12 protein-coding genes are annotated in these 15,527 nt (G+C 47.4%); 9 read left to right on the top strand and 3 right to left on the bottom strand.

Annotated features, from left to right (window positions below):
• The first annotated feature begins 82 nt into the window (after nucleotides 1-82).
• Together ACE3MZ_RS17575 and ACE3MZ_RS17570 are read left to right on the top strand one after the other, a co-directional pair.
• On the top strand, nucleotides 83-649 hold the full coding sequence (locus tag ACE3MZ_RS17575) for a DUF2569 family protein (RefSeq protein WP_411343428.1): 567 nt from the start codon (nucleotides 83-85) through the stop codon (nucleotides 647-649).
• 126 nt (nucleotides 650-775) lie between these two features.
• Nucleotides 776-1,288, top strand: coding sequence for a GNAT family N-acetyltransferase (locus ACE3MZ_RS17570; protein ID WP_411343427.1), 513 nt, complete (start codon nucleotides 776-778; stop codon nucleotides 1,286-1,288).
• 338 nt (nucleotides 1,289-1,626) lie between these two features.
• Here ACE3MZ_RS17570 and ACE3MZ_RS17565 read toward each other — a convergent pair whose 3' ends face one another.
• Nucleotides 1,627-1,794 carry a hypothetical protein gene (locus tag ACE3MZ_RS17565; RefSeq protein ID WP_411343426.1) on the bottom strand — a complete coding sequence of 56 codons (168 nt, stop codon included), beginning with the start codon at nucleotides 1,792-1,794 and terminating at the stop codon, nucleotides 1,627-1,629.
• A 303-nt stretch (nucleotides 1,795-2,097) separates the two neighbouring features.
• Between ACE3MZ_RS17565 and map the strand changes: the two genes are divergently transcribed.
• The 3 genes from map to ACE3MZ_RS17550 all read left to right on the top strand — a co-directional run bounded on the left by map (nucleotide 2,098) and on the right by ACE3MZ_RS17550 (nucleotide 7,457).
• The gene (map, locus tag ACE3MZ_RS17560; RefSeq protein WP_411343425.1) at nucleotides 2,098-2,844 is read left to right on the top strand and encodes a type I methionyl aminopeptidase; all 747 of its coding nucleotides are present in this window, start codon (nucleotides 2,098-2,100) and stop codon (nucleotides 2,842-2,844) included.
• Between the two features lie 506 nt (nucleotides 2,845-3,350).
• On the top strand, nucleotides 3,351-6,245 hold the full coding sequence (gene pulA / locus ACE3MZ_RS17555; RefSeq protein ID WP_411343424.1) for a type I pullulanase: 2,895 nt from the start codon (nucleotides 3,351-3,353) through the stop codon (nucleotides 6,243-6,245).
• Between the two features lie 246 nt (nucleotides 6,246-6,491).
• Nucleotides 6,492-7,457 (top strand): hypothetical protein, encoded by a 966-nt coding sequence (locus ACE3MZ_RS17550; protein WP_411343423.1) that lies wholly within the window; start codon nucleotides 6,492-6,494, stop codon nucleotides 7,455-7,457.
• Nucleotides 7,458-7,574: 117 nt separating this feature from the next.
• On the opposite strand, the gene ACE3MZ_RS17545 is transcribed toward ACE3MZ_RS17550, so the two are convergent.
• Nucleotides 7,575-8,399 carry an NAD(P)-dependent oxidoreductase gene (locus tag ACE3MZ_RS17545; protein ID WP_411343422.1) on the bottom strand — a complete coding sequence of 275 codons (825 nt, stop codon included), beginning with the start codon at nucleotides 8,397-8,399 and terminating at the stop codon, nucleotides 7,575-7,577.
• A 133-nt stretch (nucleotides 8,400-8,532) separates the two neighbouring features.
• Between ACE3MZ_RS17545 and ACE3MZ_RS17540 the strand changes: the two genes are divergently transcribed.
• From ACE3MZ_RS17540 to ACE3MZ_RS17525, 4 genes are all read left to right on the top strand, one after another.
• Entirely contained in the window at nucleotides 8,533-9,369 is an 837-nt protein-coding gene (locus ACE3MZ_RS17540; protein ID WP_411343421.1) for a helix-turn-helix transcriptional regulator, read from the top strand.
• Nucleotides 9,370-9,884: 515 nt separating this feature from the next.
• Nucleotides 9,885-11,261, top strand: coding sequence for a GntP family permease (locus ACE3MZ_RS17535; protein WP_411343420.1), 1,377 nt, complete (start codon nucleotides 9,885-9,887; stop codon nucleotides 11,259-11,261).
• Between the two features lie 40 nt (nucleotides 11,262-11,301).
• Nucleotides 11,302-12,888 (top strand): gluconokinase, encoded by a 1,587-nt coding sequence (gene gntK, locus ACE3MZ_RS17530; protein WP_411343419.1) that lies wholly within the window; start codon nucleotides 11,302-11,304, stop codon nucleotides 12,886-12,888.
• Nucleotides 12,889-13,089: 201 nt separating this feature from the next.
• Nucleotides 13,090-13,563, top strand: coding sequence for a GNAT family N-acetyltransferase (locus ACE3MZ_RS17525; protein WP_411343418.1), 474 nt, complete (start codon nucleotides 13,090-13,092; stop codon nucleotides 13,561-13,563).
• 122 nt (nucleotides 13,564-13,685) lie between these two features.
• Here the strand turns inward: ACE3MZ_RS17525 and ACE3MZ_RS17520 are convergent, their stop codons facing one another.
• Nucleotides 13,686-15,416, bottom strand: coding sequence for a glycoside hydrolase family 13 protein (locus tag ACE3MZ_RS17520; protein WP_411343417.1), 1,731 nt, complete (start codon nucleotides 15,414-15,416; stop codon nucleotides 13,686-13,688).
• Between the last annotated feature and the right edge of the window lie 111 nt (nucleotides 15,417-15,527).

Here is a 15,527-nt window from a genome sequence, read left to right as displayed (position 1 = left end):
CAAAATCAAGCCGAGTAGCGACCGCGATCAGCCGTCTTGTACGGTCTGGGAACAGATTAGAACTAGAAAGGAAATAGAACCAATGAACAACAATTTTCCACCCAATCCTAACGATCCCGGGCAGCCACCATTTAACGGGCAACCGAATAACCCACGTCCGGGGCAACAACCACCGGATTACAATCGTCCACCGCTTGTCGGACTTGGCGGTTGGATGGCTGTTTTTCAGGTGTATATGTACTGGGGACTATTCGTTTCCTTTGTCACCATTCCCGCCTACATATTTATTATGTTTATCGCAGCCAACCCGGATATTTTCCCGGCAGATATGCAAGCTGAAGTGAACCGTGCCTTGTCGGTATACGATACGAATTTGCAGTCGTTATCTAGCTTTGAACTGGTGGCAGCAGGCATCAAATTGGTGTTGTTAATCATTCTGCTCGTGCTGCTGTATACGCGCAAACGCTCGTTCCCGCGTATGGCACGCTTGTATCTTTTGATTAATCTGGCACTCGTTGTACTTACCTTTTTCATCGTGCCGCCAACGGTTAGCATGGTGAGTGGCATGATCTGGACAGCTGTTATTACATTGCTGTGGAATTTGTATTTCTCGCGTTCGGTACGCGTACGAAACACGTTTATACGTTGATGTCATAGTATGATGATTGGGCAAAATCGTCATCGCACAGTGATTGTCCCATTCGTATTTACAAGCAGTAGCATGCTCAACTAGAATCATACAAAAGAGAGAATTTTGTTGAGGTGAGGTAGAGAGATGAGCGAAACAGTAGCATATGAGATCAAGATTGCACGTCAGGAAGATCTGGCAGCAATTGTGGACATTTACAATTCTTCGATTCCCGGTCGTCTGGCGACTGCGGATACAGAACCGGTAACGGTCGAGAGTCGTCAGGCATGGTTTGACGAACACCAGCCAGAGCGTCGTCCATTATGGGCATTATGGCAGGGTGGACGTATTGCTGGTTGGACGAGTTTGCAGACCTTTTACGGTCGACCGGCTTATAATGGCACGGTAGAGTTGAGTGTGTATGTACATGAAGATTTTAAAGGAAAAGGCATTGGCAGCAAGCTGGTTAGTTACGCAATCCAGCAGGCACCGGCGCTGCATATTCATACCTTGCTCGGCTTCGTATTTGCCCATAATGATCCAAGTCTGAATCTGCTACGCAAATTCGGATTTGAAGATTGGGGTCATTTGCCACGTGTTGCTATCTTGGATGGAGAAGACCGACATCTGGCGATTCTTGGTAAGCGTTTAGGGGAGTAAATCGCAGGTTGCAGCGAAGTGATCGTACGGTCAAATGAGTGACGACTTTCTCGTATGGATCGAAATTCGATAGGGACGGATAAGAATAGTCCTTTTTTGGATCAGCTGGTACAAGCACCTTCGTAACACGAAAAATCAACAATGAAAAAGCCTGTCCGATGCAACGATGCAGTAAACGCCTGTTGGCGGAACTGTGTAGCTGCAAAGGGCAGGCTTTTTATGTAGTTGGATAAAAAATATACCTGAAGCATGGTGTTAAACGGTATCACAACGTATTAACGAACGAAATTTGTATATCGCACAGTTATCATGAACGATATCAACTTCGAATGCCGTCGTTAATTCCGAATGCCTTCGATACGATGATACATTGAGTCATTGTGTAGTTGTTGATCCCGTCTCTGGTCTTTGAACAGTAGAACTAGATCTTCAAGTTGTAATAACCCGGCAATTAGCATGAGTGGTGTAAACAGAATCCATTTTCCGATCTTGATCAATCGACGCATACGTATCGTCTCCTTTGGTATCATGACTGTATTTGCATATGAGCATGAATGATGATACGCTGCATCGAAGCTATCGTTTCATAAAATAGGCAATTCGGTTCTATCTATACAGCAAGGTATTTTACCATTTCAAAGTTGCTGAATACGCACACAAGGTTTACTATAATACATACAGCAAGCATGGAGCGGCTTACCCGTATTCTGATCTTCGTCCGAAGCTATCATCCGATCCATCCGCATCTACACAGCGGATAACACGTCCAGATGCTGTCTTACATACATCAAGAGAGGAAGTTTCCACTGATGATTATTTTAAAAACACCGTCAGAAATTGAAGACATGAAGACTGCCAGCCAGATTGTGGCTGATTGCCATCGTCATATTGCGCAGATGATATCACCAGGCATCACAACACTGGAGATCAATGAATTTGTGAAAAAGCATATTACCAAACTCGGCGGCAAGCAGTTTACGAACGGGTATAACGGATTTCAATATGAAACGTGTGCTTCTGTTAATGATGTGATCGCACACGGATTCCCTGATCGGCGGCGGTTGGAAGAAGGCGATGTGGTCAAAATCGACATCGTTGCCGAATACGGCGGCTGGCTGGGTGATTCCGCCTGGTGCTATGCTGTAGGACAAGTATCCCCGTCAGCCGAGCAACTAATGAGGGTGACGCTGGAATGTCTGGAGCTTGGTATTCAGCAGGCGGTAGTCGGCAATCGACTGGGGGATGTGACTTCTGTTATTCAGCAGCACGCTGAGAGTTATGGTTACGGCGTCGTACGCGATCTGCTCGGTCATGGCATCGGGCGCAATCTGCACGAATCGCCAAGTTTTGCCCATATCGGTTTACCGGGGAAAGGGCAGCGGTTAAAAGAAGGGATGGTGTTCACGATTGAACCAATGATCAATGAAGGCACCTACCGAATGACGATTGATGAAGATGGATGGACAGCTCGCACTGCTGACGGCAAATGGTCGGCACAATATGAACATACGATTGCGATCACAGCGGATGGACCACTGGTATTGACTGCCCAGTGATGCGTACGACGTAAAGGAATAAGTGTAGCAGCCGCTACCGCTATTCGCGGCTGCTTTTTTTTAACATCGTTGGGCTACTTGATTCAACCGTCAAACCGTTGATTTTGACGAAATGATCGTACCATCCAGAAGTAAATTAGAAATAATTAGAAGTAATGACCGTCGCTGTTGTGATTGATACAGTTATTTGTGCTAACGATTGCACAATGGGCGATACTTTCATCCGCGTAATCCACTTCATGAATATCCCGCCCCCGACCTATATTTGCACAAATGTGCAGGTGACATAACCTACAAATATCCGACAAATTTTCCGATACTCTAAGTAAGTAGTTAGTAACATAAGATTCCTGTTACGATATTGCACCAGCTGCAAAGTAACAGGCAACACAAAATGGTCGCTGCTGCTCCATACCCTACACTCTGCAAGGCAAGTCCCGCGCAAGCAATGGATAAGGAACATAGGCATTATGCAATGATCATGTATGGAAATGGTGGTGAAGATAATGCTCGATAAAATGAATCATTCGCTTACGCGAAGTTTGGATATTGCAACAGACTATTTTTACGATATCGATGATCTGGGGTTACAGTATACCCCTGCCGTGAGTATCTTCAAAGTGTGGACACCTGATGCAATACGCGTCGATCTGGTATTGTATGATGATCCCGGCGAGTATGACGAAGAAGGTCTGGTACATGATCATGAAGGCGGGCATATTCTGTCCATGCAGTCAGAAGAAGGCGGTGTGTGGGAAGTTCATGTCAACCGTGATCTGGCAGGAGAATACTACATGTACCGCGCCGAGTTTCATGACGGTACCGTGGAGTACAGTGTCGATCCATATGCACGTGCTGTATCGGCGAACGGTCGACGTACTGCTATTATCGATCTGCGTTCTACCGATCCCGAAGGCTGGGACAACGATATTCGTCCACCGATGGCAAGTGTAACGGATGCGGTGATTTATGAACTGCATTTACGTGACTTTTCCAGCGATCCACAGGCACCGATGCAGCATAAAGGCAAGTTTCTGGCGTTTACCGAAACTGGATTGACGGATGAATATGGCAATAGTGTGGGCATTGACCATTTGCGTGATCTTGGTGTGACGCATGTCCATTTGCTGCCGCTTGCTGATTTTCAAACGGTCAACGAGTTGACGGTGGATGATCCAGACAGCGATCAGGTGAAATACAATTGGGGCTATGATCCGCAGCATTACAATGTGCCAGAAGGCTCGTATGCAACCGATCCGTCTGATCCGACATCTCGTATCCGCGAGTTCAAAAAGATGGTACAGGCACTGCACGGCGAAGGTATGCGCGTCGTCATGGACGTCGTGTACAATCATACGTTTTCTGTAGAGGATGGTCCGTTTGAACGACTGGTTCCGGGTTACTTTTACCGGACAGATGAGCGCGGGCAGCTGACCAACGGCTCCGGTGTGGGCAATGAGATTGCAACTGAGCGTCCTATGGTACGCAAATATATTAAAGATTCGCTGCGTTATTGGGCGAATGAGTATCATCTGGACGGCTTCCGTTTCGACCTGATGGGTCTGATCGATACGGAAACGGTGATCCAGTTTACAAAGGAACTGCGTCGGGATGTTGATCCGTATATTCTGATCTATGGTGAGCCGTGGACAGGTGGATGGTCGCCATTACCACAGCAAACGCTAAAAGGCGCACAGCGCAGCAATGGATTTGCGCTGTTTAACGATAATTTCCGTAGTGCGATCAAGGGCGGTAGTGATGATGATTCTAAAGGCTTTGTCACTGGTGAATTTGGTAAGGAAGGCGAGATTGTGCAGGGGGTGTATGGCTCGATTGGAGATTTTACAGATCGTCCGGGCGAGAGCATCAACTATGTCACTGCGCATGATAACCTGAATCTATGGGACAAAATCGTGCGTGTGAACGGAGCAGAGCAGCAGTTGTCATTTTTGCATATGATAGATGGACGGGTGGCAGATGGTACGCCTGTGGATGAAGCGGTAGAACAGGCAAAACCTTATGGCACGCTCGATTATAGCCGTGTGATGGAGCATGATTGGGTGCGCCGCTCACTGCTTGCAAATGGTATCGTGTTGACGAGTCAGGGGATTCCATTTATCCATGCTGGTGATGAGTTATTACGTTCCAAATACGGAGATCATAACAGTTATCGCAGTTCCGACGAGATTAATATGATCCGTTGGGAAAACAAGCATATCTTTGCCGATGTATTTCATTATTATCGCGGTCTGATCCAATTGCGTCTGCATCATCCGGCATTTCGCATGAATGAGCGCAAAGATGTGGAGCAGCACTTAAAAGCACTGCGCCGCGACAACCAGATCGTCATGTTCCAACTGGGCGAATACGCGAACGGTGATAAATGGCGGCACATTATCGTAATTTACAATGCGGCTACAACAGAACAAAACGTAACGTTGCCGCAAATTAGCCGTCAGTGGCAGGTGGTCGTCAATGAGCGTGCTGCTGGTATCAAGCCGCTCGCTTCTGTACTGTCAGGCGAAGTGGCAGTAGCGCCATTGTCGATGATGGTATTGTTCGATGAGCAAGATCAATATAAGCCGATTCCAGCAAGTCTGGAGTGGGATTATACGCCAAGTATTATGGAACCGGGTGAAAAGCTGCAACTGCATGTAATTACGCGTGATCAGCGCGGACGTGTATACACAGCGGAGCGAGTACGGTTCCAATCTGCCAACGATCAGATTGTTCAAGTTCGAGCGGATGGACGTATGACGGCACTGCGGGAAGGCAATACGACGATTTGTGTGTCCTGTGGCGATGTGGAAAGTTGTCTGCTGCTGCATGTAGAGACGCTTGTCCCGCATATGGTCAATTTGCAGGGAGAGCATCAGGTGTATGCGGGCAAACGCATGCGTCTGAAAGCGGATGTGCTTGATCAATACGGACGCCCGATTGCTCGACCGAAAATAACTTGGAATTCCAGCGATAAACGGATTGCCCGTGTGAACAAGGATGGTGTCGTACGTGGCATCTCGGCAGGCAAAACGAAAATTACCGTTACATGTGGTCGTGCGACGGCACAATGGTATCTTGAAGTTGCACCGTTCGTACCACGTAGCATTGAAGTGGAATACGAGCGTCCGAATCAGGATTATCGCGGCTGGAATTTGTGGGTATGGGGTTCTGTACTCGGTCACCGTCAGGTCGACTTTGATCGGGTGGAACATGGACGTGCGATTGCTCGTATTCCGGTTGCGCCGGACGAGACGAATATCGGTTTTATTATCCGGCTCAAGGATTGGCAGGCTAAGGATATTGATACCGACCGCTACATTTTCGTAGATACAAAGCAGGATTCGATGAAAGTTGTTATCAAAAGTGGCGATCTGCAATTTGAAGTGGAATCGACCGGTTAAATAGTAAGATGTCGGACAGCGGTGTGGCGGGAGAAGGCACCGCTGTTTGGCATTGTTGCCCGTCTGTTCACACGAAAAACCAAACTTTTCCATAAACGATTGTGAAAAATGGATTACTTGTGGAAATCGCTGTCTGTTCCTGATAAAATCATAACAATCAAGCGTTTGGTACGATAAACGCAATGTAGGGAGGAACTCGTTAATGGCGATGTTTGAAATCAAGGATGCGTGCATGGCGAGGATACAATGAGCGATCATCGTAACCGGCTCGGAATCATAGACATTGGCTCGAACTCCATCCGTCTGATCATTTATGAAGCAGGAAATGATCGGGTATGTCGGATGGTTCACAAAGCGAAGGAAACGGTACGTCTTGGTGTACGCCGGGATGAACATGGGAATCTGAGCGAAGACGATATCTGGACGGTGATTCCTGTACTGAATCGGTTTAAGGAGATTTGTGCCGCTAATCGCGCTGATCAGATTCGTGCTGTTGCGACAGCAGCGGTACGCCAGTCGCCTAATACGCAGGAGATTACAGCGACCTGGGAACACGAAACGGGCATCAGCGTGCAGGTTCTGACCGGTGAAGAGGAAGCGTATTATGGGTTCCTCGGCGTAACCCGATCGCTGCCATCGCATGTGCAGGAAGGGTTTATCGTTGACATCGGTGGTGGCAGTACAGAGATCTCTTATTTTAAAGGAGAAGAATTGCTGCATAGTACGTCCCTGCCCTGCGGAGCGGTCAATATGACGATCCAAAATGGCGGTCGCGAGCGTTGGTCTGAATCATCTCGGGAGCAGCTGCAACACAAGATCGCCGGGTTATTGGAGCCATATCCGTGGACAGCGGAACACCGCCGTCTGCCGCTGATCGGATTGGGCGGTGGGATTCGGGCGCTGGCACGGATGGAACGTGAACGTCAGCAGCAGCTCAAGCCTGCGGGCGACCCGTACACGATTGAAGCGGAGAAAATCCGTTATTATGCAGATGCGCTCGCTGGACTGAGCGTAGAAGAGCGAATTCAGCAATTCGATCTGGCTGCTGATCGTGCCGACATCATTGTCGCCGGGACGATGATTTTGCGGACGGTGTTTGATCATATGCAGTGTTCGGTGTTGCTGGCAAGCTGGCGCGGATTGAGTGACGGTCTGGCACATCATACACTGAGTATAGTACCGCAGACGGAGCGATCGCTCAAAAGGCATTGAGCAAACAATACTATATAAATATATACTGAAGCACGAGCTGCACAAAGGTAATATTGTGAAGCTCGTGCTTTTTTAATATTCCGCTATAGTTGCTATGCACCAAAGCAGTAGTAAGCGTTAGGAATGGAACATGTTATATAGAACATTTGCCAATTCAGATTGGCTATCGATTTTGCTATGAGCTTTGCGAAAATAATCAAGATCTTTTAAAGCGGTCCAGTTCATTTGGAATCCATCCGGCTGATCGGCCATAATCTTTCCATAATTCTGATAAATAGGTGTATTGAATAGTGTAGATGTCAACATATGATTCACTTCATGTGGATTCAATCCTTTTCGAGATATGAATTGACTTACATCTGCCATAGTGCTAGCCGCTGCACTAATCATGTAATTGCCACACAACTTTACGAGAATAGCGGCATCCGCACGATCTCCAAAATCAAAACACGATTGGCTAACCGACTGAAGCAAAGCTTGCACGTTTGATCGCGTCTTCGAATCGCTGCCAGATAGGCAGATAGATAACTGTCGTCTCCGAGCTGCTTCTGGACGACCAAATACAGGTGCACTGACATACTGTACACCGTGACTAGCATGCTGTTTTGCCATAGCAAGTGCCATGTCTTCGGATAAGGTACTCATACATACATGAATGCCTCCAGCTGACCAGTTATCCCAGAATTGTTCACTGTCTACAATTTGTTGCATTGCCTGATCGTCAGATACCACCGAGATGAGTATGCCGCCAGTAACAGGAATAGCATCCGCTGGTGATGAAACAAGTACAGCTCCATATGCTTCTAGCGTACGAGCTTTGTCTTGTGTGCGATTGTAAATACGGAGTGAAGCCCCCGATTTTAACATGTTTTCTGCAATAGGGAATCCAAGAGAGCCAGTACCGATAAATCCGATAAACGGTTCATATTCGAGATGATTCATGTTTGTTTTCCTCCGCTTCACTTAATTATTCATAGTTGTGATACGTCTATCTAATATGAGTATAAAAAAATGATTTCTGCTGAAAAAGAGAAACATTTATACTAGTACAAAACATACCAGACAGGAGGTACATATGATGGATGAGCAAATGAGACGCAGAGCGCTTGCCCATTTTGTACGTAGTCGCCGCGAAAAGTTAGTGCCAACCGAATACGGAATTGTTCCTTCTCCACGCCGACGAGCTATAGGATTAAAGCGCGAGGAAATTGCCGAATTTGCTGGTATAAGTGCAACATGGTATACATGGCTCGAGCAGGCCAGGGATATTCGTTTGTCCGAAACTGCTTTGAATCAGTTATCCGCAGCATTCAAACTGGATGACAATGAGAAAGAGCATTTGTTTATGTTGTCCGGTGAATTCCGAAATACACTGTCAGCGCCTTCTACGAAAAAGCAAACGTACGAAGGAATGCAGATTATGCTCAGGCAAATGAATACGATTGGAGCATGTATAATCGATCATCGATGGGATATACAGATTTGGAATAAAGCGGCTGAAATCATTTGGGGACGGTTGGAAGATATTCCGCCGTTGCAGCGTAATATTCTTTGGCAAATATTCGGCAACTTACAAAGGCAAACAAACAATCCTGATTGGGAAACACATGCTCGGCATATTTTGGCACGTTTCCGAGTGGATCACGATCGCAATATAGGTGATACAAGACACTTGGAACTGGTGGAGGAACTCAAGCAAATGAGTTCCGTATTTGCAAATTGGTGGGATCATCATGAGGTGCAAAGCTGGCATGATGGGCCAAAACAGATCTGGCATCCAGACATAGGCAAGCTTGCTTTTTATTTTGCTTCGTTTGAAGTGGATGATTCGCCAGGGTATCGAATGATTACGTATACACCGTTGACACTGTTCGATACATTAGGAAAAGTAGATGCTTATCTGGCGAAGTAGAATTTCACATCGTATGTTTAAATGAATGAAACGGCTCCCTATTCCATCTTCTCTCGGTTATACGCCGTTGAAATGGGAATAGGGAGTCTGCTTTATGTTTGATTTTAGGTGTACGTTCAATCCATTTTACAACAGACATAGAGAAACAAGACATAAATTCCCTTTGCGCAAACGGGTCAAATCAACGCCGCCGATGCCATAAATATCGCCTCTTACAAATGGGTTTAGGGAAATCAGAATTATAGGTATCCAAACGAAAGTACATTGTTAACAACCTTATTCACTTGCTAGGAATGTATCAAAGACTTGGCGATAACAATTGGAAATGTAAACGATACCATGCACAAATACGTCTATACGTGCAGTTCTTCCGTTTACATTTGAGGATGATTCGGGTAATAAGCAAAAGGTTGTTATGACGTTTATGACATGCTCTATAATGACAAAGGGCATGTTATTTCATTGTGCATACTCCAACATTCATACTTTTCATTGGAACAGGAGGAACATCCGCAATGTACTCAATTTTTGGACTGAGCCATCAGGTGACTCTGCTGATCTGGGCGCTGGTGGCAATTGCGATACTGATCGTTATGATCGCACGGTATAAATGGAATCCATTTGTCGTGCTGCTCTTCGCGTCCCTATTTTTGGGATTGGTTATCGGCATGAAGCCACTCGATGTAGTGGATTCGGTGCAAAGCGGATTAGGCGGGACGCTCGGTTCGATTGCGATTGTGATCGGACTAGGGACGATGCTCGGTAAAATGATGGCGGAATCCGGGGGCGCCGAGCAGATTGCGACTACGCTCATCGACCGCTTTGGCGAAAAGCGCGTTCCATGGGCGATGCTCTTGGTCGGGCTTATCGTCGGTATGCCTGTCTTTTTTGAGGTGGGTATTATTTTGCTGATTCCGATATTGTTTACGGTCATCCGCAAGACGAATATCTCGTTGCTCAAAGTCGGGATTCCGATGCTGGCAGGATTATCGACCGTGCATGGTCTATTGCCGCCGCATCCAGCGCCGATGATTGCGATTGATGCGTTCAGCGCCAACATCGGTACGACAATTGTGTACGCGCTCATTGTCGGTATTCCGACTGCGATTGTTGCCGGACCGTTGTTTGGTACATATATCGGCAACCGGATTGTCGTGCAGCCACCAGAAGGATTGTCCAAGCAGTTCTCGTCCAGTCCACTAGATCAACCGGATCGTAAGCTGCCGGGATTTGGGCTTACGTTATTGACGATTCTGATGCCTGTCATTCTGATGCTGTCCGGCTCGATTGTAGAGATTGCTGCGCCGGATAGTACGAGCAGTGTTGCGGTATTTTTCCGCTTTGTCGGTAATGAGGTGGTAGCGATGTTTATCGCGACTGTGTTTGCCTTTTTCTCACTTGGCTTCGGGCAAGGATTCAACAAAGAGCAAATATCCAAATTTGCCAGTGAATGTCTGGCACCGACCGCTTCGATTATTCTGATTATCGGTGGTGGTGGGGCATTCAAGCAGGTGCTGATCGATAGTGGTGTAGGCGATGCGATTGCGAGTGTAGCGACATCGGCGCATGTGAATGTGATCGTGTTTGCCTTTCTCGTCTCGGCATTGATCCGCGTCGCGACGGGTTCGGCAACGGTAGCGATGACAACGGCAGCAGGAATTGTAGCGCCGGTACTGGCATTAACGCCGGGGGCAAATGTAGAACTGGTCGTACTGGCAACAGGTGCAGGCTCGCTTATTCTGTCACATGTGAACGATGCGGGCTTCTGGATGGTTAAGGAATTTTTCAATATGACTGTACCGCAGACGCTCAAATCGTGGACGGTGATGGAGACGATTCTTTCGTTGTTTGCGTTTGCGATCATTTTGCTTTTAAGTGTAATTGTGGGATGATAGATAGGACTGATATTATGAGCGAAAGTAGGTTGACACGATGAGTACCGGAAAATTCATGATAGGCGTCGATATGGGCACAACTAGCACGAAGGCAGTATTGTTTGAAGAAAGCGGGAAAATCGTTTCCCAAGGCAGTGTGGAATATCCGCTGCATACTCCGGTACCAGCAGTAGCGGAGCAAGACCCGGATCAGCTGTTCCGTGCGGTCATCGATTCCGTGCGTCAGGTGATGGACAAGAGCGGCAAATCCACCGACGATATTCTATGTGTATCGTTCAGTGCAGCGATGCACAGTTTGCTCGTTGTCGATAAGGAAGGCAAGCCGCTGACTCAGTGTATTACGTGGGCGGACAACCGTAGCGCCAAGTACTGGCGGCAGTTAAAAGATGATCCCAAAGGTCACGAGATCTACATGCGAACCGGAACACCGATTCATCCGATGTCTCCGCTAACGAAGATTATGTGGATTACGCATGAGAAAAAAGATGTGGCAGATGCCGCACATAAATATATTTCGATGAAAGAATATGTATTTTTGAAGCTGTTTGGTGAATATGTCGCTGATCATTCGATGGCGTCGGCAACCGGGCTGCTGAATTTGGAAAAGCTGGACTGGGATGAGGAAGCACTGACAGTTGCTGGCATCACACGCGATCATCTGTCCAAGCTCGTACCAACCACACAGATCATGAATGGGCTGCATGAAACGTATGCGAATGAGATGGGCTTGAGCACTTCGGTGCCATTTGTACTTGGTGCCAGCGATGGCGTATTGTCCAATCTCGGTGTAGGTGCGATTGATCCGGGTGTTGTGGCAGTAACAATCGGGACGAGCGGCGCAATCCGCACTGTAACCGAGAAGCCAGTCACCGATCCGAAAGGACGCTTTTTCTGCTACGCATTAACAGAGGATAAATGGGTCATCGGCGGTCCGGTCAACAACGGCGGCATTATTTTCCGCTGGATCAAGGATGAGTTTGCTGCGTCTGAGGTAGAGACGGCGAAGCGTCTTGGTCTGAGTGCGTATGAAGTGCTGACTCGAATCGCTGAAAAGGTAGACCCCGGTGCAGACGGACTACTGTTCCATCCGTATCTATCCGGCGAGCGTGCGCCGCTCTGGAACCCGGATGCGCGCGGTTCATTCTTCGGGCTGGCATTGCATCACAAAAAAGAGCATATGATCCGTGCCGCGCTGGAAGGCGTGCTGTTCAATCTGTATACAGTGATGCTGGCGATTGAGGAGCAGATCGGTGTACCGCAGAAAATCCACGCCACCGGCGGGTTCGCCCGTTCCGAGCTGTGGCGGCAAATGATGGCTGACATCTTCGACCAACCGGTCATCGTGCCGGAAAGTATTGAAAGCTCCTGTCTGGGCGCAGCTGTACTCGGTCTGTATGCACTGAAGCGTATTGACACGCTGGATGCGGTATCGAGCATGATCGGTACGACGTATGAGCATCGTCCGTATAAGGATCATGCTGCGATTTATCGCGAATTGCTACCGATCTATATTCGCATCTCCCGCAAATTCGCTGAGGACTATGAGGATATTAGCGAATTCCAGCAACGGATGCTAGAGAAACGCATCCCCCCAGAACCAGAGCATCATGATCACGATCTATAATAGATAAAAGGTAAAAGATAAACACAAGCATCACGAACAGTCTTGCGATCTGCTCTACACGCCCGGCATTCCGATCAAGGATATGCCGGGCGTTTGCATGTTGCGATGAATCTCATGAACGTGATCAACAATATTAGAATAATAACAGTAGAAGGGTTACAATATAATAGTCGTACATATTTTCAGAGGAGTTGTCGTTTTATGATTGAACTAGTCCCAATGAATACCCAACAGTTTGTAGCTTTTCGTGAATTATCGATGCGTGACTATGCCGCTGAGAAAATTCAATCTGGCGATTGGAGTAAGGAAGAGGCGCCTGAACTAGCAGAGCAGTCGTTTCAGCGTTATTTGCCACAAGGCTTGGAGACGCAAGGAGCATATATTTACCATATGTATCGTCAAGGTTCTAGCGACGAGCCGCTCGGTCATCTATGGGTGAATGTGGATGATGCGCCTGCGGGTAAACTAGCTTTTATTTATGATATTCTGATTTATGAAGCATTCCAGAATCAAGGCTATGGTCAACAAACAATGCAGGCGTTGGAGCAAGAGATGCGTCAACAGCAAGTACAGCGTATCGGTCTGCATGTGTTTGGGCACAATGATCGCGCAGTACATGTGTATCAGAAATCGGGCTACGTAATTACCGATTACACCATGGCGAAATTGTTATAAACAGCCGGTTCTTCAGTCCACATTCAGACTGCGCGAAATCTGCTTGAATTGCACACAAAAGGCTTGCTGAGTCCGATCCAGTTATCGGTCAGCAAGCCTTTGCTGGTGTATAGCTCCTACATTTACAGCGATACCGATTGCATTCGATATATTAGCGCTTCATACGGACGCAATTCTTTCAACTCCGAAAGATCATGCTCATCCTCACGATTTGTCGGTCGTGAGAATTTTGGATAGTTACCATGCAGTTTGATCATCTGCTGTGTACCGTCAATCTGCTCCGTACTCCAATCAATAGACACGTCCTCATCTGCAAAGTTCAATATGACTAGCCAGCGTTCTTCTTCCCATTCCCGTACATACGCCATAATCTGCTCATGCTGCGGCAGCAGCATCGTTAGCGAGCCATAGATTACAATGGGATTCATACGGCGTAGCTGAATCAACTGGCGATAGTAGTACAGCACCGAATCGGGATGCGTCATCTGATCGTTCACACACCGACCGTGAAGCTGTTCTTCCGGCGTAACCGGAATCCAAGGCTCCACTTCGCTAAAGCCCGCCTGCGGCAGCGCGCAATTCCACGGTATCGGCGCTCTTGCACCGTCGCGACTGCGTTTATGAATATGCTCCAGCACTTCCGTTTCCGATTCGCCATCTGCCACAGCATGTTCATAATAACCAAGCGTACCAGCATCCCGATAATCGTCGATGCTCGAATAGATCGTATTGGGCAGTCCTAATTCTTCTCCCTGATAGATCAGTGGAATACCCGGAATCGTATGCAAAAAGGTTGCTACCAGCTTGGCAGCCTGATCATAATGGTCTCCCGCCCCGATCACATCTGGCAACATGCGCGGATGATCATGGGTGCTCAAATACACTGCATACGCGCCGCGCCCATGCACACCTTCATGCCATTTTAATACCGATTCCTTCAATTCGTTAATCGACCAGTCACGGCTACGCCACGGATGCTTGGGATCTTTGCCAATGCGCATCATATCCATCGCCAGCACCATATCCATCTCTCCGCGTTCTGGCAATGTATACTTCAGCACTTCTTCCATCGTAACGGACGGCGCTTCACCAAGTGTCACGATATGATCATAACGGGCGAATGTCTGCTCATGCAGTTCATGCAGAAACTCATGAATGCGCGGACCGTTTTTGTAAAATTGTTGACCGAGTGGATGGGCAGCATCTTCTGGTGCATCTGGCAGATCAGGATGCTTGGAGATCATATTGATCGCATCCAGTCGAAAACCGTCAATGCCCTGATCGAGCCACCAGCGAATCATTTTATACAGTTCTTCGCGTAATGGTGGATGTTCCCAATTCAGATCGGGCTGCTTGCGGTCAAACAGATGCAAATAATATTCGCCCGTCTGCTCGTCATACGTCCACGCGGACTCACCAAGAAAGGAACGCCAGTTATTCGGTTCCCCACCATCCGTGCCAGGCGAACGCCATATGTAATACTCGCGGTAAGGATTGTCTTTGCTGCTGCGCGATTCCTGAAACCATGCGTGTTCATCCGATGTATGATTAATGACCAGATCCATAATGAGTCGAATATCATTTTCATGTAACCGCTCTAACAATTGTTGAAAATCATCCATCGTTCCATAACGTGGATGAATACGCTGATAATCTCGGATATCATAGCCGTTATCGACTAGCGGTGAATCATAGATTGGACCGAGCCAGATCATATCGGTACCCAGTTCTATCAGATAATCTACCTGATCCAGTATACCTTGCAAATCTCCCCAGCCATCACCATTCCCATCTTTGAAGCTTTGCGGATATAACTGATAGATGACGGATTCTCGCCAGTTTCGGAATGCCATGAACGTTTCTCCTTATCACAGGTTGAATTTGGAAATATAACCTAATATCCGTTAAACCTGCGAACGATAGCCTAAACAAAACAACCAGACACCACGCGGCATCCGGTTGTT

Source organism: Paenibacillus sp. WLX1005, from assembly GCF_046603685.1.
Lineage (GTDB): Bacteria > Bacillota > Bacilli > Paenibacillales > Paenibacillaceae > Saccharibacillus.
Note: the sequence above shows the minus strand (reverse complement) of the source record. Positions and strands in the feature narration are given on the sequence as shown.